Raw genomic sequence first — 25844 nt, forward strand, 5'->3', positions numbered from 1 at the left:
CACGATCTCTGCCGCTGATTCAAGCAGAAACTTTCGACGGAAATCTTCATGGCTGCGTATTCATTTTATTTGACTAGTGTTTTTGCCGAGAAAGCAAGTGCAGGCGACCCTTTGGTCGTTTTTGATCTAGTGGCCTGGCCTGATGAACAGGTGCTGCAAATGATGGCCTACCAAATGTGTGGCGAGGTAGCCTTTCTGCATCGTGCTTCAGGTGAGGTGCGCTTTTTTTCTCCGCAGTTTCAATTGCCATTTTCGGCTAAGGGTCTCTTGGGGGCAGCCTTGGTGTGCCGAGAGCTAGATGGCAGAAATCAGCAGCAACTGAGCTGCGCAACAGGCAGCTATAGCTTGTTCGTTGATGCCAATGGCGTCACTTTACAGTCTGCGGCTGGGCGAACCCGCCCGGCCTCTCGTGGGCAGGTTGAGATTGCTTATGCGCTGGGAATTGAAAGCCATGAGATTTTGGCCCCGGTGCAATTTGTCGATGCCGGTTCAGAGCAATTAATGGTCCAGGTTCGATCTAGGCAGACCGTACTTCAAACCCGCCCGCATTCTGCACTGCTGGCCGAATATGCCGATACCCCCAAACAAATCGCGCAAGCCGTGATCTGGCACCGTGATGGCGACATTGTACTGATGCGAAGTTTTACGGCTGATCACTTCAGCATTTATGAGAATTTTGGCGATGGTAGTGCAGCACTTAATCTAGCCAGCTCTTACCTCGCGAATGGTGGCCGTTTGCCATTTAACGTCAAGATCGAGCAAGGTCACACAATTGAAAAATTAATTAGTCGCTTGTCCCTTATTTTTTTACAAATTGATACTAAGCTTGATTTACACATGCGGGGGAAAGTGCTGCTTTTGGGATCTGGTGAACTAAAAGCATAAGACAATCCTAATGTTTGGTTGTATTGTTGCAAAATTATTATGTTTGATTACAGCGTTGGGAGCAGACTATGTCACTTAAATTAAAAGCGTGGGCTTTATCGGTAGGCGTGCTCATCGCCCTGATCGCCGTGATGGTGGTGGGTTTGAGCACGATGCGTGATATGAGTAATAAGGACAACCGCGCGCGTATCGAACAGTTGATGACCAGTTCTTACCTGACGATTGTCCAGCTGGAAAATCTGGCGGCAAGCGGCAAACTTTCGGAAGAGCAAGCCAAGGCGATTGCCACCCAAATTCTGCGTGAAAACAAGTACCATAAATCAGAATATGTTTATGTAACCGATGAAAATCTGAAATTCATCGCAGCTCCCTTAGACCCGCAAATTCATGGCAAAGCATTCAATGAAGTGCTGCAGGACGAAAAAGGCAATGGCATTGGAGACATTGTGGCTGCTGCGATTCAAAAATCGGGCGGCGCACTGACCGAATATCCTTGGACTTCAATCCGTGATGGTAAGGTCGTCCAGCTGCTGTCTGTGGCACAAAAAACGCCACGTTGGGGCTGGATTGTTGGTAACGGCGTGAGTTTTGCCGAAGCCGATGCTCGGTTCTGGGGTGAGGCTCGCTGGCAAGTCATCATCTGTCTAGTTGTTGCTGCTATTGTCGCGTTCTTCATGCTAACTGCAGTTCGCCGTATTCTGAATGATCTAGGCGGTGAACCGGCTGAAGTGTTGAAATTGGTTCAATCGGTTGCTGATGGCAACTTGCAGGAAACGCGTGAAGTGCAAGGCGCTTCCGAGCATAGTATTTATGGTTCGGTACTGCGGATGCGCTCTTCTTTGCGTGGTGTTTTGACTCAATTATCTCAGGCCGTGAGTACGCTGCACCATACTAGTGATGATATTGTGTCGCGAGCCCAAGACAGCAACCGCCTGATTGAAGCGCAAGGCAGTGCAGCCACCCGTATCGCACAAACCGCCGAACTTTTTGCGGAACAAACCCGCTCAGCTGCTGAACAGGCCTCGACTGCTCGCCAGCAAAGCGAATCTGCAACTCAAATATCTGCCAAAGGCTTAACGGTAATTTCTTCTGCCGTCAATCGCTTTGCTGATATCGAGCAAGCAGTGGGTGATACACAAAGCAGCATTGATGATTTGGCTCAGCGCGTTTCCAGTATCTCGGCGGTCATCGCCGTCATTCGTGATGTCGCCGATCAAACTAATCTCTTGGCACTGAACGCCGCAATTGAAGCTGCCCGTGCAGGTGATATGGGGCGCGGCTTTGCGGTGGTGGCCGATGAAGTACGAAAGCTGGCTGAGCGAACCAGTGCAGCTACGCAGGAAATTGGTCAAACGATTACCGCTGTTCAAGGGAGTGGGCAAAATGCCAAGAGCCGTATGGACGATATGTTCATTCAATTGAAAGAAGGTATTCGTCAGGCCAAAGAAGGTGGTGAAGCAGTGAAGGCCATTCGCCAGGAGACAGAGGCCACTTCGGTTGTTGTTGGCGCGATTGGTCATGCTTTGTCCGAGCAAGTAGGGGCCAGCATGCAGATTCGAAATGACGTGGATGAAGTGGCGCAATCTTCCAGCGGCACAATGTCAGCCGCGCAAGGCACGGTGGGGGCAGCTCATTCAATAAAATCTGTATCGACTCAACTGGCTGGCCTAGTGCAGAATTTCAAACTCTAAATAAGCAGCTTGTTAAACAAAAAGCCCGCAGATTTTGCGGGCTTTTTGTGACCTGATTACCTATCGGCTTGATCTTCGATTCCTTCATCCGCCGTGCCAATTACGGCATCGGGTGGTAGTTGCTGAACGTGCAAAATCCAACTGCGTGCAATTTCATAAAAGATTGTGAGTAGTACGGGACCAATGAAAACGCCTAGCATGCCAAAAGCCATCGCTCCCCCCAGAACGCCAAACAATATAAGGATAAAGGGAAGTTTGCTACCCTTGCCAATCAAGAGTGGTTTAATTACATTATCAGCGGAGCTCACTACGAGCAACATCCATGCCGCCAGAAAAATGGCCCAAGCGATTTCGCCTTGATGATACAGCCAGGCTGCAGCTGGCAAACCCAGCAGAACAGGACCGCCTGGCAATAAGGCTAGAATGAAGCTTGCAAAACCTAATGACATGGAATTGGGCACTCCAGCCAGCAAATAGGCAAACCAAGCCAGTACGGCCTGGGCCACCGCTGTGCCCAGAAAACCGTACACCACTCCCTTGGTCGAACCCACAGATACGGTCAGCAATTCTGCACTGCGCTCGCCAGCCACCCGTTCCATCAGGCCACGCACCCAATCGCGAATATGCTCGCCATCCTGATAGATGAAAAAAGCAATAAATAGGCTCATCAGCATCATGATCAGTCCGCCACCCACTTCACTGGCAATGACAATTAGCCATTGGGTCACAGGGGCAATCATGCTGCGTATCATCGACATGGTTTTGGCATCATGAGCGCCCAGTCCCAGCCAGAATTCATTGATTGCCTCGCCCGCCAGCGGCAAGGTGATTAGCCATTCAGGTAAAGCAGGCCAGCCAGCTTCAAAGCTGTTGCGGACATTGGCGATAAAATTTACGCCAACATCTGCAAAATCACTGGCGGCATAAATGATCGGAAGCATCAAAAAAATGCACATCAAGCTTAGCAACAACACCGCAGCCAGCGCGCGTCGGCCATGCAGTTTTTTGACGAAGAACAGATAGGGACGCCAGGTCGAAAGCACCAGAATTGCAGCCCATAAGCTTGCAGCCAGAAAAGGTTTCATGATCGCAAACACTGTAAAACAAAGTAATACCAGCGCCCCCAAGGCAACAAGGGGCTCAATTAGCTCGGCAGTTTTGATCTTCATTGGGGTAGATGTGTGGTGGAATTGTTGACAGCATAGCGTAAAAAATCATTAGCATGAGACAAATGAAAAACTGGATGCTTAGCATGTCTGAACGTAGTCACGGACAAAACTTGATCCCCGATTGTTTGTTTAATTACAAGAATAACGTTCGGATTGAGTCTTTAACTCTGGAGGCGCGTCACATCCAGATGCGGCGATTGCGCGGGGTGGTGATGCAAGGCGTATCCCAAGCCAGTGCGTTTTGCTGCAGGATATTTAAGGCATCCAGCCCCTTGAGGACTTGGGCAAAATCACCGGCCAATGGACACTGAATCGTGAGTCTTGTCCCGCTGCGTGGATGCGTGAAGCCGAGTGAGGTGCAGGCCAGCAGCAATCGATCGACTTCAAACGCTTCGGCAAAAGCCCGATTATGGCGGCCTTTGCCATAAGTGCTGTCGCCTACAATCGGATGGCTCAAATGTTTCAAGTGTCGCCGTAGCTGATGGCGGCGACCAGTGATCGGCTTGAGCGCCAGCAGGGCGTAGCGGCTGGTGGGGTATTTATCAATTTTCCAATCCAGCGTGAACTGAGCCAGCGAGTGATACTGCGTTTGTGCGTCCTGCGGTGTTTTACGTACAGTCGTGCAATGCTCGTCCATATCATCTTGCTGAATCGACAATGGATAATCAATTATGCCGCTATTGTCAGGCCAGCCGCGTACCAAGGCCAGATACTGTTTATCTACGCGCCGATCGGCAAAGGCCTCGCCCATCAGTTTGGCCATTTCTGGATTCAAGGCAAACAGCAAAGCGCCTGATGTGGCTTTGTCCAGCCGGTGAATGGGAAAGACGTGCTGGCCAATCTGGTTGCGTAATTGTTGCAATGCAAACTGTGTTTCAAAGAAATCAAGATCGGTCTTGTGTACCAGCAAATGGCTGGGTTTGTGAATGGCGATTAATTCATCATCGCGGTAGAGTATGGGTAACATGCTGTCAATTGACCGAAGGTACTTTTTTGTCAGAAATTAGTGTGGTATTCTTAATTTAGTCTTACGTCTTGGTGGTTTGGTGAATGTAATAATTGGGGCTTAATCATATGATTTACAGATGCGGCCATGCTTATCCGGTACAGGACGGCGATGATAGAAGTGAGCATCTGGCTGATTTGATGCAAAACTCGCTCGGCTATATGTGTCCCGCATGTTGCCGTGCCGAATTTCAGCTGCTTGATCTCGATTGCCAAGCATATGCCAATCTGGTGCAAATGTCGTCTGATATGAGCGCATTTGTGATCGAGGTGACGCAGGTCATCAGCCCGCTCAGCGAGGTTCTGGCGCTCAATGATTATCAGCAACGTGCGCCGTCGATTGATGAGCTGCATCTGGGTGGCGAACCACTGGATCTGCCGCACTCGGTCTGGCGCAAAGAATTCTGGTTTGCCAATAACACCGACCCCATGCATGTGGTTGTCTTAATGGAGCATGTCAAACAGGAAATCGACTGGTTAGCGGCCTATATGCCGTCAGGCAAGTCTGCCGCGCACTTTAGCCAATTTATCGAGCCAGTCTGAGTTAAGCCGGATTTGCTGCCCGCTTTACCCTGACGCAATAACCCCCAATTGGGGGTTGTTGCGTCAGGGTATATGCCCAGGAGTTTTGCTCAATAAGCTCTTGGTGGATATACCCTGACTATTTCCAGAAATGTTCTGCAGCTTGCTTCAGGCAAAAGTGAGTACTTCGGTGAGCGGTTTTCTGGGCTTTTGTGGCCAGTTATTGTCTGCAGCCTGGCCGATTGCGATGAGCATAACCGGAATTTCATGCGTGGACAGGCCAAATTCCTGTGTAATGGCATTAGCGTCAAAGCCGATCATCGGGCAGCTTGCCAGCCCCATGCCTTGAGCTGCCAGCATCAGCGTCATCGCTGCCAGTGATGCCGAGCGGATGGCTTCATCGCGCTGTCGCTGCGGCTGATTGTGATAGCCCTCGCTGGCGTAATGCACCATCGTATCGAGCAAGTCTTGCGTGAAAATTCCTGCGCTCACGCTCGAAGCCAGAGTGCGGGCCAATTGCTGATGCAAGTCCAGCCGCCCGCAGACGATAAAAGTCACTGCCGCATCGGCTACTTTTTGCTGGCCATAAGCGTGTTGCAGCAGCTTTTGTTTGCTAGCACTGGAATGAACTGCAATAAATTGCCAGTTTTGCCCGTTGTAAGCGCTGGGTGCCAGTGTGGCAAGCCTGACTAGCTCGGAAATGTCGGCTTCGTTCAAACGATGGGCAGGATCAAAATAATTGCAGGAAAATCGCTGTTCGATCAGGGTTTTGATGGGCATGGTGGGCTCCTTAAGGGTTGATTGAGTCGGCTGATTCAAGCTCTGTGCTCGAACTGATCCATTGCGTGATGCGTTGCTGGCTTAGCTGGACGTTGCGGTGAATTTCTGCGATCTGCTCGCCCGCCACACACTCCAGATAAACGTGGCCGCTAAACCGGTGGCGGGTAAACCCTTGCAGCAAGGCTGGAAAATCAACGCAGCCGTCACCCGGATTGAGCTGAACCGTCGGGCCTGCTGGCCCGACGAGATAATCCTTGATAATCAGATTGCCGCTGATAGGGGCCAGCTGTGCCAGGCAATCTTCGGGCTTGATCTGCCCCTGGCTGTAAAACAGCAGATTGCCGGGGTCAAAGCTGAGCATGAAAACATCGGACTGGAGTATCTCTTTCAACGCCAATAACTGCTTTGGTTGTGTGCTTATACCGCCGTGGGGTTTGATCGTGATGTGGATGCCGGCTTCTTGCGCCATCGGCGCAATGGCCTCCATCAGGGCCAGATAGCTGGGTAGCAAAGCGGGCGATTCGCAGCCGAAATCCAGCAGAGCGCTCGCTCCCAGTTGGTGAGCGTTCGCAATTAGGCGTTGGTATTGAGCCGTGCTTTTGCTCAGCGCCTGACTCGCTGGCCATTCGCCCGCCAGCAGAAGCGATGGTTTAAGCCCCGCATTGGCGCAAGCCAGACGTGCAGCTGCAATATCGGCTGCGCTGCTGTCCGAAGTGACGGCAATGGCCGGGCCATGATTGCTCTGGTTATAAAACACGGCCACGTCGTCAAATCCTGCCGCAGCAATCATCGCGCAAGCCTGGGTAAAAGGAAGTGCCTGATAGGGGCGGCTGGTGCAGGATAGATGCATGCGTGTTCTCTGCTAAAGGAATAAATGGATTGTTATGCAAATCAATTGATTGATAAATACGGCTAGAATTAGATCATTGTTAACTCATGGTTAGTAATGATGGACAAACTGCGTTGCATGGCGGTATTTGTGGCCGTAGTCGAGCAGGGCGGGTTTAGTGCCGCTGCTCAGGCGCTGGATATTTCGGCCGTGATGGTGGGTAAATATATCCAGCAGCTGGAAACTCAGCTGGGAACCCGGCTGATCGAGCGCACCACGCGCAGACAAAGCTTGACGATGGCGGGTATCAGCTACTTTGATAATTGCAAGAAAATCCTGGAACAGGTGCGCTGGGCCGAAAGCTCGATAGAAAGCCTGCAAGTGGCCCCGCAAGGTTTGCTGCGAGTCAGCGCCCCGGTTAATCTGGGGGCCATGCTGATTGCACCTTTGCTGGCCGATTATCTGGTGCAATATCCGCAAGTGAAGCTGGAGCTGATCTTGAGCAATGCCCGCGTTGACCTGATTGAAGACGGTTTTGATCTGGCCATCCGCACTGGTGCATTGGGCGATGCCAATCTGGTTGCACGCGCCTTGCCCGACTACCGCATGCTGCTGTGTGCGTCTCCTGCCTATTTGCAACAGCACGGTACGCCGCAGTTGCCAGCCGATCTGGCGCGGCATCACTGCCTGACTCATCTGGTTTGGGGGCACCGGCAGGGCTGGCCTGAGCCGCTACAGCTTAATCAGCAAGCCTGGCCAACAAAAAGCCGTCTGGCCTGCAATGATAGCCAGGCGTTGCGGCAAGCTGCGCTGCACGGTGCGGGGATTGTGCTGCAGCCCGAAGTGTTGCTGGCCGAAGATATTCGTGCCGGGCGATTAATACCGCTGTTGCCCGATTTTTTGCCGCCAGCCTTGCCGGTTCATTTATTGTATTTGCCTGATGCCAGACCAAGACCCAAGCTCACCAGTATGGTTGATTATCTGCTGGCACAATTGCCGCGCCAGCTATAAACCATCAGCCATGCGCTCAGTTCAGTGCAAAGCGGCCTTTGCCTGCGGCTTTGGCCTGATACATTGCGGCGTCGGCTTTGGCCAGCAACAGCTCGGCCGCCAGTTCATCGCCGCTGTGGGTCAGCGCAATGCCAATGCTGCTGCTCAGTTGCACACTGTGGCCATCGATAAGGCTGGGCACCGCTAGTTGCTCCAGAATCCGCTGGGCAACCTGTATTGCACCATTGTCATTGTCTCCTAGGTCTTCCAGAATCATTGTAAATTCATCACCAGCCAGGCGGGCGACGGTATCGGTTTCGCGGCTGGCTGCGCTGATTGTTGCGGCAAAATATTGCAATACTTTGTCGCCAAACTCATGCCCATGCGCATCGTTCAGCTGCTTGAAACCATCCAGATCCAAAAACAGTAATGCCATTGGCTGCTGATGCCGCTTAGCGCGGGCAATGGCGGCGTCGAGCGCCAGCATAAAAGCGCGCCGATTGGGCAAGCCGGTGAGCTGATCGTGCGAGGCTTCAAATGCCAGCTGGTTTTCCAGCTGTTTACGTTGGGTGATGTCCTGCACCTGAATATAAAAGCCAGTGACTTTGCCAAGCTCATCAATATGGGGAATAAAATCGACGTGAACATGCAGGCAGCCTTGCAAGGTGTTCAATTCGCTATCAAAAGCCACCTGCTCTCCGGCCAGTGCCCTGTCCATATACGGACTGATTTGCAGATGGGTTGATTCTTCGAGCAGATCGGTGACCCGCATCGCCAGTAAGGCTTCGGCGCTAATCCCAAACCAGTCCTGAAAAACCTGGTTGATAAAAAGATAACGCAAGGAGGTGTCGACGTAGGCAATCAGTGCCGGCAAATGGTCGGTCACGGCTTTGAGTAGCCGGCGGTGTTCCAGAATTTCCTTTTTTGCCGCCTCGCGCACTGACACGTCTTGCACAAATGCATCGACCAGACGCTGCTCGCCAATCCGGTTCTCGCTCAATGTGAGTTCGGCGATGAATTCTTCGCCATCTTTGCGGCAGGCCACAATTTGCAGCCGCCGACCCAATGTGCCGCTTTGCCCTTGCTTCAGATAGCGCTTGAGCGCAGCCCAGTATGGGCGGCGTCGCCGGGCGGGGATAATCATTTCGCCAGCCTTTCTGCCCAGCGCTTCGTTGCGTGACCAGCCAAAAATGTGTTCGGCAGCACGGTTCCAGGCGACGACCTGGCCATCCTGATCAATTTCAATAAAGGCATCGACGGCATTTTCCAGCGTAATCTGGAATCGCTCTTTTTCCGCCTGCAGCTCTTGCTGGATTTCAATCCGCTTTTCCATCTGGTGATTCAGCTGGCTGATCGCCACCGCCATTTCTGCCGTGCGTATCTCGACACGCTGCTCCAGATTGTGGCGTAAATCGGCCAGGGCAAACTCGGCCTGTTTACGGGCATCAATGTCAGAGAGCACCGAAATAAAGTGCAAGGGCTGGCCTTGCGCGTCACGCATCAGTGACACGGTGAGCTCAACCCAGACGATCTGGCCATTAGAGCGGATATAGCGTTTTTCCAGCGTATAAGTCGCAATATCACCCCTGATCAGCTGATCTAGGTGCTGCAGGTCAATCTGCAAATCGTCTGGAAATGTGATTTGCTGAAATGTCAGGGCTTGCAGCTCGGTCTCGCTATAGCCAACCAGTTTGCACAGACTGGTATTCACTTTAAGCCATTGCCCTTGTGGTGAAATGATGGCAATACCGACAGCGGCTTGCGCAAAAACCTGCTGAAAGATGGCTTCGGTTTCAGCCAAATGCCGCTCTACCTGGTCAATGTGCTGTTCGTTTTCCAGAGTCTGAAAATAGGTTTGAACCATGACGGCAAAATCGTGCAGATCGGCTTTTTCATCATCGGAGAAAGTACGTGTTCGGGTGTCAATCAGGCATAACGTACCCAGTGCATAGCCTTGTTGCGAGCGGATTGGATAGCCTGCGTAAAAGCGCACAAAGGGATAGCCAGTGACGGCAGGATTGTCGGCAAAGCGCTCGTCCTTGTCCGCATCAGGAACAATAAACGCGCCCCAATGCAGTATTGCATGTGCGCAAAATGATTCCTTGCGTGAGGATTGCGTGCTATTGAGGCCCACATTCGATTTGAACCACTGGCGATTCTGATCAATCAGCGAGATCAGGCAGATGGGCACATCAAAGTGACGTGCTGCCAACCGGGTAATCCGATCCAGCTCTTCTTCCGGCTCGGTATCCAGAACACACAGATTATGCAGGGCGTACAGGCGTTCGGTTTCGTTGTCGGGCAGGGCGGCTACTTGCATATGGATATATCCAGCTCGGATACCTTGGCGCCAGACTGGTGGCGGGGAATCCTTCAATTGACTCAATGCGCGCTATTTTCAAGATGTTCCAGCACAGTTTAGGCTATCACCCTGATTGGTAAATGCAATTTGATGTATAGCCCGCGCAAGCCTAAAGTAAATCCGTGAAGCAGCAAGGCAAAAATTCCCGTGTTTCCTGCTGCGCTTTGCGTAGCAGTTGGCATCGGGCTAGAACTTTTGACCATTATTATTTAGTGCTCATTTTCCAAAGGGGAATGCCATGTCAAATGAAGCAAAATGCCCGTTTTCGGGTGTAGCCAACAAACAGACGCTGACCGGTGCGCAATCGAATGCCGATTGGTGGCCCAATCAGCTTAATCTGAAAATCTTGCACCAGCATTCATCCAAATCCGATCCGATGGGCGATACATTTGACTATGCTGCCGAATTCAAAACACTGGATCTGGACGCTGTAGTGAATGATCTCAAAGTGCTGATGACCGACTCTCAGGACTGGTGGCCAGCCGACTGGGGGCACTATGGCGGCTTGATGATCCGCATGGCCTGGCACGCCGCCGGTACTTACCGCATTCACGATGGTCGTGGTGGTGCTGGCACAGGCAATCAGCGTTTCGCGCCGCTCAATAGCTGGCCCGATAACGGTAATCTGGATAAAGCCCGCCGTCTGCTGTGGCCGATCAAGCAAAAATACGGCAAGAAATTATCCTGGGCCGATCTGATGATTCTGGCTGGCAATGTCGCGCTGGAATCAATGGGCTTTAAAACTTTTGGTTTTGCCGGTGGCCGCCCCGATATCTGGGAGCCCGAAGAAGACATCTACTGGGGGATGGAAAAATCCTGGCTGGCGACCAGTGACAAACCCAATAGCCGTTACTCGGGGGATCGCCAGCTGGAAAACCCGCTCGCCGCTGTGCAGATGGGCTTGATTTATGTGAACCCTGAAGGCCCGGACGGCAATCCTGATCCTGTTGCGTCTGGCCGCGATGTACGCGAAACCTTTGCCCGCATGGCGATGAACGACGAAGAAACCGTGGCTCTGGTGGCCGGTGGCCACACCTTCGGCAAGGCGCATGGTGCTGGCGATGCCAAGCTCGTCGGGCCTGAGCCCGAAGCGGCGGGTATTGAAGAGCAAGGCTTAGGCTGGATTAACCAGTTTGGCAGCGGCAAAGGCGAGCATACGATTACCAGCGGGATCGAAGGTGCCTGGAAACCCAATCCGACTACTTGGGACAATGGCTATTTCGACATGCTGTTTGGCTACGAGTGGGAGTTGAGTAAAAGCCCGGCTGGCGCGTACCAATGGGTGGCCAAAAACTGCAAGCCTGAGCATATGATTCCCGACGCACACAATCCGGCGAAAAAACACCCGCCAATGATGACCACCGCCGATTTGTCGCTGCGTTTTGATCCGGCCTACGAAAAAATATCGCGCCATTTCCATCAGAACCCGCAAGCTTTTGCCGATGCTTTTGCCCGCGCCTGGTTCAAGCTGACACACCGCGATATGGGTCCGCGCAGCCGCTATCTGGGTAAGCTGGTGCCTGCTGAAGTGCTGATCTGGCAGGATCCAATCCCAACCATCGATCATGCCCTGGTTGATGACAGCGATATTGCCGCCCTTAAAGCGCAGCTGCTGGCGTCAGGTCTGTCGATTGCCGAGCTGGTCAATACCGCCTGGGCATCGGCATCGACCTTCCGTGGAAGCGACAAGCGCGGCGGTGCCAATGGTGCGCGCATCCGTCTGGCGCCGCAAAAAGACTGGGCAGTTAATCAGCCTGCGCAATTGGCGCGTGTTCTCGCCAAGCTGGAAGATATCCAACAAAACTTTAATGCCAGTGCGAGTGCCGGGAAAAAAGTATCGCTGGCTGATCTGATTGTGCTCGGTGGCTGTGCCGCAGTCGAAGCGGCTGCCGCCAAAGCCGGAGTCACTGTGACTGTGCCGTTTGCGCCGGGTCGCACCGACGCCAGCCAGGAGCAGACCGATGTTGATTCATTCAAAGTGCTTGAGCCGCAAACCGATGGTTTCCGCAATTTCAGCAAACCGGGCTTGGAAGGCGCGGCAGCGGAGTCGTTGATCGACAAGGCACAATTACTGACTTTGAGCGCGCCGGAAATGACCGTACTGATCGGCGGCTTGCGCGTACTGAATGCCAATGCTGGCCAGAGCCAGCATGGCGTGCTGACCAAACGCGCCGAGGTGTTGAGCAATGACTTTTTTGTCAATCTGCTCGATATGGGCACCAAATGGCAGGCCAGCGCGACTGCTGGCGTGCTTGAAGGTCGGGATCGCAAAACGGGCGAGCTCAAATGGACCGGAACATTGGCCGATCTGGTCTTTGGCTCCAATTCGCAGCTGCGCGCGCTGGCCGAGGTATATGCAACTAGTGACGCACACGGCAAGTTTGTCCAAGATTTTGTCGCTGCCTGGAGCAAGGTGATGAATCTGGATCGCTTCGATCTGGCCTGATTGCGCTGCTGTTGATGCTGGTGCCGGGGCGTAATTCCTCACCAGCATCTCTCACCATCACGATGTGCACAAGCTGATGCTGGCTGCAAAGCCGCATCAGCTTTTTTTCGTCTGCCGCAGATGGGGAAATCAGATTGGGGAAACCAGCCTGTTTAATTTCGCCCTCGCCAGTTACCATCGTTTGATCAATCCAACTCCATCACTGCAGTCTTTCAAGTCCGGTTTCCTGGCAACTTTGCCGATGCAACTGGGTGTTGCGCCTTTCGGGCTGATTTTTGGCGCGTAGGCGGATAATTGGACTAAATACCTTGGTCGTTCACTTGCTCCATGTTTTTTACTGCATAGGGTGTGTTGACATTTGGTTTGCAGATTGCGTTTGGGGTGATTGAATCTCTCGTCAAGCAGCAAAACCAATACCGTCGGTTTTGCTTGATCTAGGTCAAGCCAATTTGAACGATGCCAATTGCTGACTGGCGTCAGCGCATCGTTCGCGTGTAAGATTAAACGGTCTATTTAGAGTATTGCTCAATGCGTCCACGCAAGGCTGTAATTTCGCTGTTTACGATTTGCTTGTTGGTGATGACCCAACTGGCGGTGGCGGCGTACGCGTGTATGCAACCGGCTCAGATTGAGCCGGTCAGCTCTGTTAGCATGTCGACATTCAATTGGATGCAAGGCATGCCCGATTGTGATTCGCAAACCATGGTTCAGCAGCAAGAGCCACTTTGCAAAGCGCATTGCCAAAAAGACGATCAATCGGCCGATAGCCGTACTCCAAATCTTCCGCCTCCATTATTTCTACTGGCCTACGTTTTTGCGCCGATGTTGTCGCAAAGCGAGCCGCAGCCCCAGCGCTTTGATCTGGCCAGTGCCTCGCTCGATCATTACGCGCGCCCCTTGCGTATTCAATACCAAGTTTTCCGCAATTAGCCTACCCAGTTCGAACCGTCGTGGCCCGGTGCTGCGTGTAGTGATCCGTCCCTTGTGGCTGTGATCTAAGGCCTTTTTATCCGCTTGCTACACGTCGCCGTGGCCCCAATTCATTCGAATCTGGGAGTTTCCTATGTTGACCCGAACTCTGGCGCTGGCGCTTAGCCTATTGAGCGCCAACACTTACGCGCTCAGTTTTAACGAGGCTTTGTCCTTGGCTGAGCAAAACGCCCCCGAAATAGCCGCCCGCCGCGCAGCCGATGAAGCGGCGACTGAAATGAGCAATGCTGCAGGCTTGTTGCCCAACCCTAAACTGAGCCTAGGGATTGATGACGTTCAGCTCAGTGGCGATTCGCGCTTTGATCTGAGCAAAAGCAAACGCAGCATCGGCGTGATGCAAGAGTTTCCAAGTGCATCAAAACGCCTTGCCGAGCGGCAAATGGCGCAGGCCGAACAAGCGGCGAATCAGCGCCAAAGCCTAGCGACGCGTCTAAGCGTGCGCCAAGAAGTGGCCAATGCTTGGCTCTCGCTGTATTTCGTTGCGAAAAAAATCGACCAACTGCAGGCGCAGCAGCAAGAAAACCAGCTGATGCAGACCAAAGCCAAAGCCAGCTTGGCCGCTACTGGCGGCGCGAACGAGGCCTTGAGTGCACAGCTGGAAGGTTTGATGCTGGCCGACGAGCTTGACGCGCTGCACGCCGAGCAGCAGCAAGCGCAAGCGCAGCTGGCGCGCTGGATCGGCCCCAAAGCCGCAGAGCAAAGCGTGACGGGCTCTTTACCGGCCTTTGTCATGCAGCTGGCGAAAGCCGATGGGCTGCAAACGCAACCCGAAATGCAAATGGCGCAAGCGCAGTTAACTAGCTCGCAAGCGCAATTGGCGCTGGCGAACGCGCAAAAAGACGTCGATTGGGGCGTAGAGCTGGGCTATGCCCGCGGCACGATGGGCGACAATATGGGCATGCTGAAAGTTAGCATCGATATGCCTTGGTTCTCATCGGGTCGAATCGCACCGCAAGAGCGCGCGGCGCTGGCCAATATAGCGCGCAGCCAAGCTGAAGTAGCGGTGCGGCAAGCGAGTTTGCAGCAAAACTACACCACACTCAGCGCTGAATATCGCGCGCTACAAAGCCAGTTGCAACGCCAAGCAACGCAAGTGCTGCCGCTGTTGGAGCAGCAAGTGGCGCTCGCCGTTGCCAATTACCGCGCTGGCAGCGCCAGCGCCGATCAAGTCCTAAGCGCTCGCACGCAAAAACTGAAAAGCCAGTTACGCCAAATCGAATTGCAATCCCAGCTGGCCAGTAAAGCCACGCAAATTCACTTTCTGACCGGGGAACAATAATCATGAATAAACTCACCGTCATCGCTGCTTCTATTGCATTACTCGCTACGGGTATTGGCGCAGGCTACTTTATGGCTGGATCTAACCAGCCTATACCCCAAGGCAAAACCGAGGGCGCGCAACCATTATATTGGTACGACCCAATGAAGCCCGAGGTGCATTTTGATAAACCGGGCAAGTCGCCGTTTATGGATATGGACTTGGTGCCCAAATACGCCGACCCCGCTGGCACCGCCGCAGTACGCATCGACGCGGGCCTGACGCAAAACACCGGCTTGAAAATCGCCAGCGCCGTTGCGGGCCAATTGCAAAGCGGCGTGCAGGCTGCGGGCAGCGTAGTGCTAAACGATAGAGACGTTGCGATTGTGCAAGCCAGAACCGCAGGCATTGTCGAGCGCGTGTATCAACTGGCGGCGGGCGACGTGATCGCAGCGGGCAGCCCCCTGGCCGACGTACGCGTGCCTGAATGGTTGGCGGCGCAAAACGAATATTTGGTGTTACGGCGCGATCCGCAATTGGGCAGCGCAGCCAAATCGCGGCTATTGCAACTGGGCATGAGTAGCGCGCAAATCGCCAAATTGGAACAAACCGGCGTCGCGTCGCCTGTCGTGACGATCTCCGCGCCGCGCGCTGGCGTGGTGGCTGAATTGATGGTGCGCCAAGGCATGATGCTGCAAGCCGGTGAAGCTTTAGCGCGGATCAATGGTCTGGCCAGCGTATGGATTGAAGCCGAAGTGCCAGAAGCTCAGATTGGCCAAATCGACGTTGGCAGTGCCGCGCAAGTGCGCTTTGCCGCATGGCCGAACGAGCCTTTTGGCGCCAAGGTCAGCGCTATTTTGCCGGTGATCAACACCGAAACCCGCACTGTGCGGGTGCGGCTTGAGTTGCCTAATCCCAAAGGCAAAATCCGCCCAGGCATGTACGCACAAATTGCATTCAATGGCGAAATGAAGAGCGCGATCTTGGTGCCGAGCGACGCGGTGATTGCAACGGGCAAACGTAAAGTGATTATCACCAGCGACGGCAAAGGTGCGTTTGTTCCGGTTGAGGTGCAGACGGGCGCCAGCGCGGGCGGGCAGACCGAAATCGTGGCAGGTCTAAACGCCGGTGAGCAAGTGGTGGTGTCTGGGCAATTCTTGATCGATTCGGAAGCGAGCTTGCGCGGTGTGTTGGCGCGAATGGGTGTGAAAACAGGCGAATCAACAGCGCAGGCAGACAGCAAGGCGGTTGCCGTCGCCGAGCATTTCGGTACTGGTGAAGTGAAAAAAGTCAGCAAGGACGAGCTGGTGCTGGCGCACGACCCGATCGCCAGCCTCAACTGGCCTGCGATGACCATGCCGTTTGACGTCATCGATCTGTCGCAACTGGCTGCGTTAAAAGTCGGCGACAAGGTTGAATTTACGCTGATCGAGCAAGACGGCGCGCCAAAAATCTCGCGTATTGCCGTTAAAGGCAAAGCTGCGGCGGCTAATAATGCCGCGTCAGCAGCGGTAAAAGGGGGGCATCACCATGATTAGTTCGATTATTCATTGGTCGATTAAAAATCGCTTTATGGTCTTGCTAACCACGGTGCTGCTGACGGTGTGGGGCGTTTGGGCGGTGAAAAATACGCCGATCGACGCCTTGCCCGATTTGTCCGACGTGCAAGTGATTATCCGCACCACCTATCCGGGCCAAGCGCCGCAAATCGTTGAAGACCAAGTTACTTACCCCTTAACCACGACGATGCTGTCGGTGCCCGGCGTTAAAACCGTGCGCGGTTTTTCTTTCTTTGGCGACTCGTTTGTTTATGTGCTGTTTGAAGATAAAACCGATTTGTACTGGGCACGCTCGCGCGTGTTGGAATACCTTAATCAAGTGCAAGGGCGTTTACCGGCGGGTACTAAACCGGCTTTAGGGCCCGATGCCACTGGTGTGGGTTGGATTTTTGAATACGCGTTGGTCGATAAAACGGGGCAGCGCAGTATTGCCGAGCTTAGAAGCTTGCAAGATTGGTTTTTGAAGTACGAGCTGAAAACGCTGCCCGGTGTTGCTGAAGTCGCGTCAGTCGGCGGTATGGTCAAGCAATATCAGGTGCAGATTTCACCGGAAAAACTTGCCAGCTTTAACGTCACCCATATGGACGTCGTTGAAGCTTTGCGCGGCGCAAATCAGGAAACCGGCGGCTCGGTGCTCGAGCTAGCGGAGACCGAATACATGGTGCGCGCCGGTGGTTATCTGAAAACGCTGGACGACTTTCGAGCGATACCCATCAAAACCGGCGGCAATGGCGTTGCGGTGACGGTGGGCGATGTGGCCGAAGTCAACCTTGGGCCAGAAATGCGCCGTGGCATTGCTGAACTTAATGGTGAAGGCGAAGTGGCTGGCGGGATTGTCGTATTGCGCTCGGGTAAAAACGCGCGCGAGACGATTAGCGCGGTCAAAGACAAAATCGCCGAGCTCAAAACCAGTCTCCCAGCTGGCGTAGAGATTGTGCCGGTGTACGATCGCAGCCATTTAATCGATACTGCGATTGAAAATTTGAGCTTCAAATTAATCGAGGAGCTGATCGTCGTTGCGTTGGTGTGCTTGGTGTTTCTCTGGCATTTGCGCTCGGCCTTGGTCGCGATTATTTCGCTGCCGCTGGGTATTTTGGCTTCGTTCATCGTCATGCATTATCAGGGCGTGAACGCCAATATTATGTCCTTGGGCGGGATAGCGATTGCGATTGGCGCGATGGTCGACGCGGCAGTGGTGATGATCGAAAACGCGCATAAAAAGCTGGAACACTGGCAGCACGCGCATCCGGGAGAGCAACTCGTCGGCAAGGCGCGCTGGGATGTCATCGGCGAGGCGGCCGCCGAAGTTGGGCCTGCGCTGTTTTTCTGCCTGATGATTATTACGCTGTCGTTTATTCCGGTGTTTACGCTCGAAGCGCAAGAAGGGCGCTTGTTTGGCCCGCTGGCGATTACCAAAAGCTACGCGATGGCCGCCGCAGCTGGCCTGTCGATTACCCTGATTCCGGTGCTGATGGGTTATTGGATACGTGGGGCAATACCAGACGAGCGCCGCAATCCGCTCAATAACTTGCTGATTCGCCTTTATCAGCCGCTGATCGAAATCGTGCTGCGCAAGCCAAAAATGACCTTGCTCGTTGCGGTGCTGACCTTGGTAACGGTGGCGTGGCCGATCTCGCGGCTGGGTGGTGAATTTTTGCCGCAAATGGACGAGGGCGATTTGCTGTATATGCCAACGGCGCTGCCGGGTTTATCGGCGGCCAAAGCCAGCGAATTGCTGCAGCAGACCGATAGATTGATCAAAACCGTGCCTGAAGTCGATAGCGTCTTTGGTAAAGCCGGTCGCGCTGAAACGGCGACCGACCCCGCGCCGCTGGAAATGTTTGAAACGACAATCCGCTTTAAACCGCGTGAGCAATGGCGCGCAGGGATGACGCCGGATAAATTGGTCGCCGAGCTCGATCGCGTGGTGCAAGTGCCAGGCTTGGCCAATATCTGGGTGCCGCCAATTCGCAACCGCATCGATATGCTGGCCACTGGGATCAAAAGCCCGATCGGCATCAAGATCGCCGGCAATAATTTGGCGACGATTGACGAGATGGCGCTGGACATCGAGAAAGTCGCGAAAACCGTTCCCGGTGTGTCGTCGGCCTTGGCCGAGCGTTTAACTGGCGGACGTTATATCGACATCGATATTCGCCGTGCGGATGCGGCGCGCTATGGGCTGAACGTCGTTGATTTGCAATCGGTGGTGTCCAATTTGATCGGCGGTGAAAATATTGGCGAGACGATTTCGGGCGCTGCGCGTTATCCGATTAATGTGCGCTACCCGCGTGAATTGCGCGATTCGCCCGATGCACTGAAAGATTTGCCGATTGTTACCGCCATCGGCCAGCGCATTACTTTGGGCATGGTCGCCGACGTTAAAATCAGCGATGGCCCGCCGATGCTGAAAAGCGAAAACGCAAGGCTGTCGTCGTGGATTTACATCGACGTGCGCGGCAGCGATTTGGTGCAAGTGGTTGACGCTCTGAAAGCGGCGATTGCCAAAGACGTGACGCTCAAACCGGGCATTAGCGTGTCGTATTCGGGGCAGTTTGAATACCTAGAACGCGCCAACGCCAAACTCAAACTCGTTGTGCCAGCAACCTTGCTGATTATCTTTGTGCTGCTGTATTTCACTTTCCAGCGCATTGATGAAGCGGTGCTGATTATGGCGACGCTGCCGTTTTCCTTGGTGGGTGGTTTCTGGTTCTTGTATTTGCTCGGCTTTCATATGTCGGTGGCGACGGGCGTTGGCTTTATCGCCTTGGCGGGCGTTTCGGCTGAGTTTGGTGTGGTAATGCTGCTGTATCTGAAGCAAGCCCTTCATGCACGCTGCCCAGAGGGCAATACCCCGAGTGTCGCGATTTTGTTTGACGCTATCCGTGATGGCGCCGTGCAGCGCGTGCGACCCAAAGCGATGACGGTGGCGACGATTTTGGCCGGCCTATTGCCGATTGTCTGGGGCACGGGCGCGAGTTCCGAAGTGATGAGCCGCATCGCCGCACCGATGCTTGGCGGCATGATTACCGCGCCGCTGTTGTCGATGTTTGTGATTCCGGCGGCGTATTTATTGATGCGCAGTAAAAGCGCGGCCTAGGCTTTGTTGAAGGTCGGTTGGCTGTTGCGCTGGCGCTCGATGCTTACACCAAAATTCGTGTTAGCATCGAGGCATGATGAAATTAACGAATCACACCAGCCCAGCCGCTATGGCCTTCAAACAAGGCTTTGTCGCCACCTTACCCATGCAATTGGGGGTGGCGCCGTTTGCGATTATTTTTGGCACGCTGGCCGCGCCGTCCGGCTTGCCGCCGTGGGCTGCGCTGGCGATGTCGGTGTTGGTCTACGCCGGCTCTGCGCAATTTTTGGCTTTAACTTTACTCGCTGCCAGCGCAACATGGCCGGTGATTGTGCTGACGACCTTGGTGGTGAATTTGCGCCACGCTTTGTACAGCGCCACTTTGCAAGGCCCGCTCGCCAATGTGCCATTTTGGCGGCGCGCGGCCTTGGCGTATTTCCTGACCGATGAAACTTTTGCTGCGGTGCAGTCGGGCCTGAATCAAAAAGTGACGCGTATCGATGCGTTTATGTTGGGCTCTGGCCTGTGTAATTGCAGCTGTTGGGTGGTGTTTACCGCGGTTGGGATTTTGCTCGGCCAAGCGGTGCCGCAGCTACAACACTGGGGGCTGGAATTTGCGATGGTCGCCACCTTTACCGGCATTGTCGTCTCGATGCTGCTGACGCGCGCGCAGCTGATTGCAGCCATTGCCGCTGGGCTAACGGCGCTACTCGCGGCGGCCTTGCCGTATAAATTGGGCTTGATGCTGGCAGTCGTGGCGGGCGTGGCAGCAGGGATGGCTGCCGCGCGCTTTGAGCCAATAAGTAAAACGCAAACAGCCTAATACGTTCCTTGGTATGGCTCTGTAATTTAATTGGGGTGTGGTATAGATGGATATACTGTCGATTTGTTTAATGCTCTTGGGCATGGCGCTGGTGACCTACGGGCTGCGTCTGGTGTTTTTCCTGCCCGGCGTTGGCGATAAATTACCGCCGCGCCTACGCCAAGCGATGGTGTACGTGCCCGTGGCGGTGCTAACGGCGATTGTGATTCCCGAAGTGTTTTTACACCAAGGGCAGCTCAATACCAATCTGACCAACCCGCAACTGTGGGGCATGCTGGCGACCGGCGTGGTGATGTGGCGCAGCAAACGGCTACTGCTGGCGATTAGTGCCGGCATGCTCGTGTATTACTTGCTGCGCTATTTCACGCAGCACTAAATCCTGTTCGGGTCAAAATCAGGTACAATGCCGCAAATTTTGTAAATTATTCAACGGCTTTGCTTTGGAGAGTAACCCAAGCAAGGCCGTTTGCCATTGGGTCGGCGCATCGCGAAACGCATTCGCGTTGAGCGCTGGCGATGGCAAGTGCAGCACTTTTTTGAAGGTTTTAAATCCATGTCGCAAAAAACGCCGTTTACCTCGCTTGAACAACTTAGCCCAGATTGGCACGATAATTTTGCCAGCCTAGGCTACGAATTTATGACGCCGATTCAGGCCGCCAGCTTGCCGCTGGTGCTCGATGGTCGCGATTTAATTGCCAAAGCGAAAACCGGTAGCGGTAAAACGGCGGCGTTTGGTATTGGCGTGCTGCATAAACTGAACCTAACCTTGTTTCGCCCACAGGCGCTTATTTTGTGCCCGACGCGCGAGTTGGCCGATCAGGTCAGTAAAGATTTGCGCCGCTTGGGTCGCCATTTGCCGAATTTAAAAATCCTGACTCTGTGCGGCGGTACGCCATTGGCACCGCAAGCCGCGTCTCTCGCGCACGGCGCGCACGTCGTCGTTGGCACACCGGGCCGGATTCAAGACCATTTGCACAAAGAAACGCTGATCGTGAAGCAAGTCAGCACGCTGGTGCTGGATGAGGCCGATCGCATGCTCGATATGGGCTTTGGCGGCGAAGTGCAGGATGTGATTAGCTTTTTGCCCAAATGGCGCCAAACGCTGTTGTTCTCGGCAACCTACCCAGAAGGCATCCGCAAATTGTCGGCCAGCATTCAGCGCAGCCCAGTCGAAGTGACGGTTGAGGCGCTGCACGATCAGTCGTACATCGTGCAAGCGGCGTACGCGGTCAAAGACAATGCCGACAAGCCCGATTTGCTGAAACGCATTTTCGCGCACCACCAACCGACCTCCAGCGTCGTGTTTTGTAATACCCGCGCCGATTGCATGGCGCTGGCCGATTCGCTGGTTGAAGACGGGTTTGATGCGATTGCGCTGCATGGCGAACTCGATCAGCGCGACCGCGATTTAATGCTGGTGCGTTTTGCCAATGGCAGCTGCCCGATTTTGGTCGCCACCGATATGGCCGCGCGTGGCTTGGACATTAAAGAATTGTCCTTGGTGGTGAATTACGAATTGCCGCACGACCCTGAAGTGTATGTGCACCGCATTGGCCGTACTGGCCGCGCCGGTAATAAAGGCCACGCGGTCAGCTTGGTGAGCCCGAGTCAAACCAAGCGCCAACGCCAGATCGAGGAATACCTGAAAGCCGAGCTGCCCAAAGGGCGCGAGGATGATTTGACGGTGGAAGGCGATTTTGCGCTGCCAGCGAAAATGACAACGCTGTGCTTTGACGCCGGCCGCAAGCAGAAAGTACGCCCGGGCGATATTGTTGGTGCGCTGACTGGCGATGGCGGCTTGCAGTTTGAATCGATCGGCAAGATTGACCTGTTCGAATTTCAAACCTACGTCGCTGTTGATCGCCGCCATGCGACGCAGGTGATCAAGCGCCTGGGCAATGACAAAGGCAAGCTCAAAGGCAAAGCGGTGAAAGTGCGTATCGTTTAACAGGCCATTGAAAAACTACGACGAGACTCAAATTCTGCGTTAAAAAACGGCTCAAAATCCTCATTTACTACCTGTAAATTCCGGTTTTTCGCCATTTTTTGCCTTGCCTTTGAGGCTCTCGCTACCTTTTCAAAGGCCTGTTAAGTTTGGTGGGTTATTAGGGTATGTGCTTGCAGAACAATAATTATTTGTTCTTCAGGTATATACCCTTAGTGCTTGCTACGTTTTCCTTGCTGCCCGACAAGACGTTCGGCTTAATTTTGCGTAAACTCAAGGCAAGCCCTTACGCAAGGTATCTGCCATGCCCACTGCGCTTTATTCTGCCAAGCTAGCACGCCTGCGCGCCATGAAGCGCCGAGCCACCGGGCTGTTGATCGCCATGGCGCTGCTGCTGGTCTGGGTGATCTGGCTACGCATGCAGTACCCGGATTGGCGCTGGCTGGGTTTTGTCGAAGCCTTTGCCGAGGCCGCGCTGGTCGGTGGCCTTGCCGACTGGTTTGCGGTCACCGCGCTGTTTCGCCAGCCGATGAATTTGCCGATACCGCATACGGCGATTATTCCGAAAAACAAACACCGCATCGCCGATAGTCTGGGCGAATTTATCGAAGCGCATTTTCTGTCGACCGAGCGCATTATGGCCAAGGTCAGCGAATTTAACCCCGCTGCCAAATTATCGGGCTGGCTAATGCAGCCGGCGAATGCGCGGCAAAGCGCCGATCAGCTCGCCAATTTGTTTCATTATATTTTGCAAAGCTTGACCGAACCGGCGATGCAGGCGCAATTGCGCGAACTCTTGCGCAGCCAATTGGGCAAGCTTGATTTGGCTGCGCCTGCCGCCGAAGTGCTGCAATTTGTCCGTCATAGCGGCGCGCAACAATCGCTGCTCGACGCGGTGTTTAATCATCTAGATGCGCAATTGCAAAAACCCGAGTTACAACAACACCTCGCGCACCTGATCGCCGCCGAGCTCGATTATTTAAAATGGATTGCGCTTGACGAAGCGGGCGGGCGCTACTTGGCACGCAAATTGGTCCACGCCGCCGCGCGTGAAGTGCAGGGGATGCGGGAAAACGACGATCATGCGCTGCGATTGCATATCGACGAGACCTTGAATCAGCTGCAACAACGGCTGAAAACCGACGCCGCTTTGCAAGCACGCCTAGCCGCTGCGCAGCAAAAAATGCTGGCCGAGCCTGAGCTAATGAACGCGCTCGATCAAGTTTGGCTCGGCGTTGTTGGCTTGCTGTCGCTGCAACTGAAAGAGCCCGAATCGGCGCTGCGCGGTAAGCTGGCGCAAGGATTAAGCCATCTGGCGCAACGGCTGGCAATGGACGAGAGCCTGTCCGACTGGCTCAACCGCCACGCGCGCATCGCAGCTGGCCAACTCGTCAAACGTTACCGCCACCAAGTCGGCAACTTTATCGCCGAACAACTGAAGGCCTGGGACGACGAGGTGATGGTCGAGCGGCTTGAAGTCAACGTCGGCGTCGATCTGCAATATGTTCGCGTCAACGGCACTTTGGTCGGCGGCTTGATTGGGGTGGGGTTATATGGATTACATCAGGCGGTGATTTGAAAAATGAATCTATTGAACCAGCGATATTTTTTGCATTTACTTGCCGCGATGCTGTTGATGTGTTTTCTTTGGATTTTGATGCCCGAGAAAATATTCTTTGATTTTGACCGAATACTGCATGGTTGTGCTGCGTTTAGCATTGGCGTTATTTGTCAAACAGTCATCATTCCCAAATTACCGTACTTTCGTGAGTTTCTGTATCCAGATCCTTTGAACCCGATCATGGTGACAAATGTGGCAGCTCAACACGGTGCCAATTTGAAAGCTGGTGCCGTCTTGGCTACTTTGCTCGTGGGGTTGCTGGTGGCTGGGCTTTGGTGGATTTTTGGTTTTGAAGTAAATATCAATATTGCAACAGTCTCCGCCATGAGCACGGGGAGTCTGTTTTTTTATCATGACAATCTAAAGTAATGGCGTGAACGAGCGTCGCTATTTAAAACGTAGTCATGCCACAGGCCATGGCAAACACAGTTTTCAAGCCGCGATCAACCACGCCATCACCACCAAAATGCATAATAATCCGCGCATCGGCCGTTTTGTAATCCGAGCGCATTTCATAAAAGCGCGTGTGCAGACCTTGCTTGCGGATATAGCGGCACAGGCGCGCCGCGCTGGAATTGTCGGTGCTTAGCGCGGCCTCGGCGCAAATCAGCCCGTATGACTGCGTATTGATCAGGTCAACCGCCTCGTCATAACTGCTGGCCACATCCAGCCATTCGTCCCACGGATATTCGGCAGGGGTGGAGGTAACGACTAAAGTTTTGAGGATATTTCTGGGTGGAATAGGCATGATCTGGCGCTGCAGCAAAATGTTTCACAAATTATACAAGCATGAAGCCGCGCTGCCGGTGTGATCAATGTCATTGTTCCGATGAAAGTACCGCTTCTGCCCAGCACTTTAATGGGTTGGCTGCGCACTGGGGGCGATATGCATCATGCTACTCCCAGGGGCTGCGTATACATGGCTTGGTATTGCTCTGCAGGCCATTTACGCTGATTGCTCGATGAATATACCCCAGTAGTGATTCAGTCATGGCTGGCATTTAGCAGTGTAAGCAGAAGTACAACGGGCTCAATTTACCGTCTCCCCATCTGCCAGACCAGCACGCCTGCTGCCGCTGTGGCAAGCAAGTGTTTCAGGGTGTGGCCGCTGATGATACTGAGCTGGTGAAACATCGCGTGATCTTGCAGCTCGGCGATTTTGGCCAGCGCATACAGCACAATCGCTGCGCCAAAAGCGCGGCGCTGGGCGCTGCTGATCTTCGCTTGCCATTGCAGCAGCGGAATCAGAATCAGCGGTAGCATTTGTAGCAGCAGGTAAGCTCGCAAATCGCCCAGCCCTGGTGCCGGGCTTGGGCTGAGTAAATCGGCTGCGGCAAAACTAGGCCTATCGGTGTATTGCCACCACCAGACGCTCAGATAAGCCAGCAGCGCCAAGGCCGCACAATAGAGCATCTGCACGCTGCGGCGCTCGTGCTGGCCGTGGCATTCCTGCCAGACCGCGGCGAGCAGGGCGGCGCAGGCGATTGCAATCGGGATGCGGTCAAAAATCAGCCGTGCATTATCGGGAGCGAGGTGATACCAGCCCGAGCCCAAGGCTGTTAGCAATACTGCGGCAAAAAACAGGCCATAGCCCACGCGTGCGCTGGGCACCAGTTGGCGATTGAGTGCCAGCCGCATCAATCCCCAGCCACCGGCGAGCACAAAGCCCAGATTGGATAGCACATCGGCAGCGTTCGGAATGCCCAGCCACACGCGGCGGTCGGCGAAATGGTGGTAGTTGGGCAACTGCGTAATCGGGCCGTGGATCAGCATGCCCAGCGCAATGGCCGCCATAATCAGGCCGGGTAAAATCAAAGGGTGGCGCGTTTTCAGATTCATGCTGGTCTCGCAAAGGCTGATTTTTATATTTTTAAAAGCTGTTTTATTCTG

The 25844-nt window shown here is 53.9% G+C and carries 22 protein-coding genes; 15 read left to right on the forward strand and 7 right to left on the reverse strand.

Going from position 1 to position 25844, the window contains the following annotated elements; genetic code table 11:
• Window positions 1-48 precede the first annotated feature (48 nt).
• Entirely contained in the window at window positions 49-885 is an 837-nt protein-coding gene (locus FLS37_RS11150; RefSeq protein ID WP_157670005.1) for a PhzF family phenazine biosynthesis protein, read from the forward strand.
• Window positions 886-953: 68 nt separating this feature from the next.
• Window positions 954-2576, forward strand: a complete 1623-nt coding sequence (locus tag FLS37_RS11155) for a methyl-accepting chemotaxis protein (RefSeq protein ID WP_157670006.1) — start codon at window positions 954-956, stop codon at window positions 2574-2576.
• 56 nt (window positions 2577-2632) lie between these two features.
• On the opposite strand, the gene FLS37_RS11160 is transcribed toward FLS37_RS11155, so the two are convergent.
• Window positions 2633-3745, reverse strand: coding sequence for an AI-2E family transporter (locus tag FLS37_RS11160; protein ID WP_157670007.1), 1113 nt, complete (start codon window positions 3743-3745; stop codon window positions 2633-2635).
• Window positions 3746-3923: 178 nt separating this feature from the next.
• Entirely contained in the window at window positions 3924-4712 is a 789-nt protein-coding gene (locus tag FLS37_RS11165; RefSeq protein WP_157670008.1) for a pseudouridine synthase, read from the reverse strand.
• A 107-nt stretch (window positions 4713-4819) separates the two neighbouring features.
• On the opposite strand from FLS37_RS11165, the gene FLS37_RS11170 reads away from it, so the two are divergent.
• Window positions 4820-5293, forward strand: coding sequence for a hypothetical protein (locus tag FLS37_RS11170; RefSeq protein WP_157670009.1), 474 nt, complete (start codon window positions 4820-4822; stop codon window positions 5291-5293).
• Window positions 5294-5440: 147 nt separating this feature from the next.
• On the opposite strand, the gene FLS37_RS11175 is transcribed toward FLS37_RS11170, so the two are convergent.
• Together FLS37_RS11175 and FLS37_RS11180 are read right to left on the reverse strand one after the other, a co-directional pair.
• Window positions 5441-6052, reverse strand: a complete 612-nt coding sequence (locus FLS37_RS11175; RefSeq protein WP_157670010.1) for a nitroreductase family protein — start codon at window positions 6050-6052, stop codon at window positions 5441-5443.
• 10 nt (window positions 6053-6062) lie between these two features.
• Window positions 6063-6902 carry a sugar phosphate isomerase/epimerase gene (locus FLS37_RS11180; RefSeq protein ID WP_157670011.1) on the reverse strand — a complete coding sequence of 280 codons (840 nt, stop codon included), beginning with the start codon at window positions 6900-6902 and terminating at the stop codon, window positions 6063-6065.
• A 96-nt stretch (window positions 6903-6998) separates the two neighbouring features.
• On the opposite strand from FLS37_RS11180, the gene FLS37_RS11185 reads away from it, so the two are divergent.
• Window positions 6999-7892: a LysR family transcriptional regulator gene (locus tag FLS37_RS11185; RefSeq protein WP_232522573.1), complete on the forward strand. Its 894-nt coding sequence runs from the start codon at window positions 6999-7001 to the stop codon at window positions 7890-7892.
• Between the two features lie 16 nt (window positions 7893-7908).
• Here the strand turns inward: FLS37_RS11185 and FLS37_RS11190 are convergent, their stop codons facing one another.
• On the reverse strand, window positions 7909-10191 hold the full coding sequence (locus FLS37_RS11190; RefSeq protein ID WP_157670012.1) for a PAS domain S-box protein: 2283 nt from the start codon (window positions 10189-10191) through the stop codon (window positions 7909-7911).
• Between the two features lie 280 nt (window positions 10192-10471).
• Here FLS37_RS11190 and katG point away from each other — a divergent pair, with 280 nt between their 5' ends.
• The 11 genes from katG (at window position 10472) to FLS37_RS11245 (ending at window position 24323) form a co-directional block, all read left to right on the forward strand.
• Complete coding sequence (gene katG / locus FLS37_RS11195; protein WP_157670013.1) at window positions 10472-12679, forward strand: catalase/peroxidase HPI; 2208 nt, start codon at window positions 10472-10474, stop codon at window positions 12677-12679.
• 64 nt (window positions 12680-12743) lie between these two features.
• A complete protein-coding gene (locus FLS37_RS11200) occupies window positions 12744-12965 on the forward strand; it encodes a hypothetical protein (protein WP_157670014.1) in 222 nt (73 codons plus the stop codon).
• Between the two features lie 365 nt (window positions 12966-13330).
• On the forward strand, window positions 13331-13609 hold the full coding sequence (locus FLS37_RS11205; protein ID WP_157670015.1) for a hypothetical protein: 279 nt from the start codon (window positions 13331-13333) through the stop codon (window positions 13607-13609).
• Between the two features lie 133 nt (window positions 13610-13742).
• Window positions 13743-14948, forward strand: coding sequence for a TolC family protein (locus tag FLS37_RS11210; RefSeq protein ID WP_157670016.1), 1206 nt, complete (start codon window positions 13743-13745; stop codon window positions 14946-14948).
• Window positions 14949-14950: 2 nt separating this feature from the next.
• On the forward strand, window positions 14951-16465 hold the full coding sequence (locus FLS37_RS11215) for an efflux RND transporter periplasmic adaptor subunit (protein ID WP_157670017.1): 1515 nt from the start codon (window positions 14951-14953) through the stop codon (window positions 16463-16465).
• Window positions 16458-19586: an efflux RND transporter permease subunit gene (locus FLS37_RS11220; protein ID WP_157670018.1), complete on the forward strand. Its 3129-nt coding sequence runs from the start codon at window positions 16458-16460 to the stop codon at window positions 19584-19586. Before FLS37_RS11215 ends, FLS37_RS11220 begins: the two co-directional genes overlap by 8 nt.
• Before the next feature lie 73 nt (window positions 19587-19659).
• Window positions 19660-20388: an AzlC family ABC transporter permease gene (locus FLS37_RS11225; protein ID WP_232522575.1), complete on the forward strand. Its 729-nt coding sequence runs from the start codon at window positions 19660-19662 to the stop codon at window positions 20386-20388.
• A 70-nt stretch (window positions 20389-20458) separates the two neighbouring features.
• The gene (locus FLS37_RS11230; protein ID WP_157670019.1) at window positions 20459-20764 is read left to right on the forward strand and encodes an AzlD domain-containing protein; all 306 of its coding nucleotides are present in this window, start codon (window positions 20459-20461) and stop codon (window positions 20762-20764) included.
• 90 nt (window positions 20765-20854) lie between these two features.
• A complete protein-coding gene (gene dbpA, locus FLS37_RS11235; protein ID WP_232522577.1) occupies window positions 20855-22336 on the forward strand; it encodes an ATP-dependent RNA helicase DbpA in 1482 nt (493 codons plus the stop codon).
• A 301-nt stretch (window positions 22337-22637) separates the two neighbouring features.
• Window positions 22638-23912, forward strand: a complete 1275-nt coding sequence (locus FLS37_RS11240) for a DUF445 domain-containing protein (protein WP_157670021.1) — start codon at window positions 22638-22640, stop codon at window positions 23910-23912.
• Between the two features lie 3 nt (window positions 23913-23915).
• Entirely contained in the window at window positions 23916-24323 is a 408-nt protein-coding gene (locus FLS37_RS11245) for a hypothetical protein (RefSeq protein WP_157670022.1), read from the forward strand.
• A gap of 22 nt (window positions 24324-24345) precedes the next feature.
• Here FLS37_RS11245 and FLS37_RS11250 read toward each other — a convergent pair whose 3' ends face one another.
• Window positions 24346-24702 (reverse strand): hypothetical protein, encoded by a 357-nt coding sequence (locus FLS37_RS11250; protein WP_157670023.1) that lies wholly within the window; start codon window positions 24700-24702, stop codon window positions 24346-24348.
• Between the two features lie 287 nt (window positions 24703-24989).
• Window positions 24990-25793, reverse strand: a complete 804-nt coding sequence (locus tag FLS37_RS11255; protein WP_157670024.1) for a hypothetical protein — start codon at window positions 25791-25793, stop codon at window positions 24990-24992.
• Between the last annotated feature and the right edge of the window lie 51 nt (window positions 25794-25844).

Source organism: Chitinibacter sp. GC72 (assembly GCF_009760905.1).
Lineage (GTDB): Bacteria > Pseudomonadota > Gammaproteobacteria > Burkholderiales > Chitinibacteraceae > Chitinibacter.

Coding starts and splice junctions, on each gene's coding strand:
- FLS37_RS11165 (WP_157670008.1), bottom strand. CDS start 4,712: ATGTTACCCATACTCTACCGCGATGATGAATTAATCGCCATTCACAAA.
- FLS37_RS11190 (WP_157670012.1), bottom strand. CDS start 10,191: ATGCAAGTAGCCGCCCTGCCCGACAACGAAACCGAACGCCTGTACGCC.
- FLS37_RS11205 (WP_157670015.1), top strand. CDS start 13,331: ATGTCGACATTCAATTGGATGCAAGGCATGCCCGATTGTGATTCGCAA.
- FLS37_RS11225 (WP_232522575.1), top strand. CDS start 19,660: ATGATGAAATTAACGAATCACACCAGCCCAGCCGCTATGGCCTTCAAA.
- FLS37_RS11215 (WP_157670017.1), top strand. CDS start 14,951: ATGAATAAACTCACCGTCATCGCTGCTTCTATTGCATTACTCGCTACG.
- FLS37_RS11185 (WP_232522573.1), top strand. CDS start 6,999: ATGATGGACAAACTGCGTTGCATGGCGGTATTTGTGGCCGTAGTCGAG.
- FLS37_RS11255 (WP_157670024.1), bottom strand. CDS start 25,793: ATGAATCTGAAAACGCGCCACCCTTTGATTTTACCCGGCCTGATTATG.
- katG (WP_157670013.1), top strand. CDS start 10,472: ATGTCAAATGAAGCAAAATGCCCGTTTTCGGGTGTAGCCAACAAACAG.
- FLS37_RS11230 (WP_157670019.1), top strand. CDS start 20,459: ATGCTCTTGGGCATGGCGCTGGTGACCTACGGGCTGCGTCTGGTGTTT.
- FLS37_RS11220 (WP_157670018.1), top strand. CDS start 16,458: ATGATTAGTTCGATTATTCATTGGTCGATTAAAAATCGCTTTATGGTC.
- FLS37_RS11170 (WP_157670009.1), top strand. CDS start 4,820: ATGATTTACAGATGCGGCCATGCTTATCCGGTACAGGACGGCGATGAT.
- FLS37_RS11210 (WP_157670016.1), top strand. CDS start 13,743: ATGTTGACCCGAACTCTGGCGCTGGCGCTTAGCCTATTGAGCGCCAAC.
- FLS37_RS11155 (WP_157670006.1), top strand. CDS start 954: ATGTCACTTAAATTAAAAGCGTGGGCTTTATCGGTAGGCGTGCTCATC.
- FLS37_RS11240 (WP_157670021.1), top strand. CDS start 22,638: ATGCCCACTGCGCTTTATTCTGCCAAGCTAGCACGCCTGCGCGCCATG.
- FLS37_RS11150 (WP_157670005.1), top strand. CDS start 49: ATGGCTGCGTATTCATTTTATTTGACTAGTGTTTTTGCCGAGAAAGCA.
- FLS37_RS11250 (WP_157670023.1), bottom strand. CDS start 24,702: ATGCCTATTCCACCCAGAAATATCCTCAAAACTTTAGTCGTTACCTCC.
- FLS37_RS11245 (WP_157670022.1), top strand. CDS start 23,916: ATGAATCTATTGAACCAGCGATATTTTTTGCATTTACTTGCCGCGATG.
- FLS37_RS11175 (WP_157670010.1), bottom strand. CDS start 6,052: ATGCCCATCAAAACCCTGATCGAACAGCGATTTTCCTGCAATTATTTT.
- FLS37_RS11160 (WP_157670007.1), bottom strand. CDS start 3,745: ATGAAGATCAAAACTGCCGAGCTAATTGAGCCCCTTGTTGCCTTGGGG.
- FLS37_RS11180 (WP_157670011.1), bottom strand. CDS start 6,902: ATGCATCTATCCTGCACCAGCCGCCCCTATCAGGCACTTCCTTTTACC.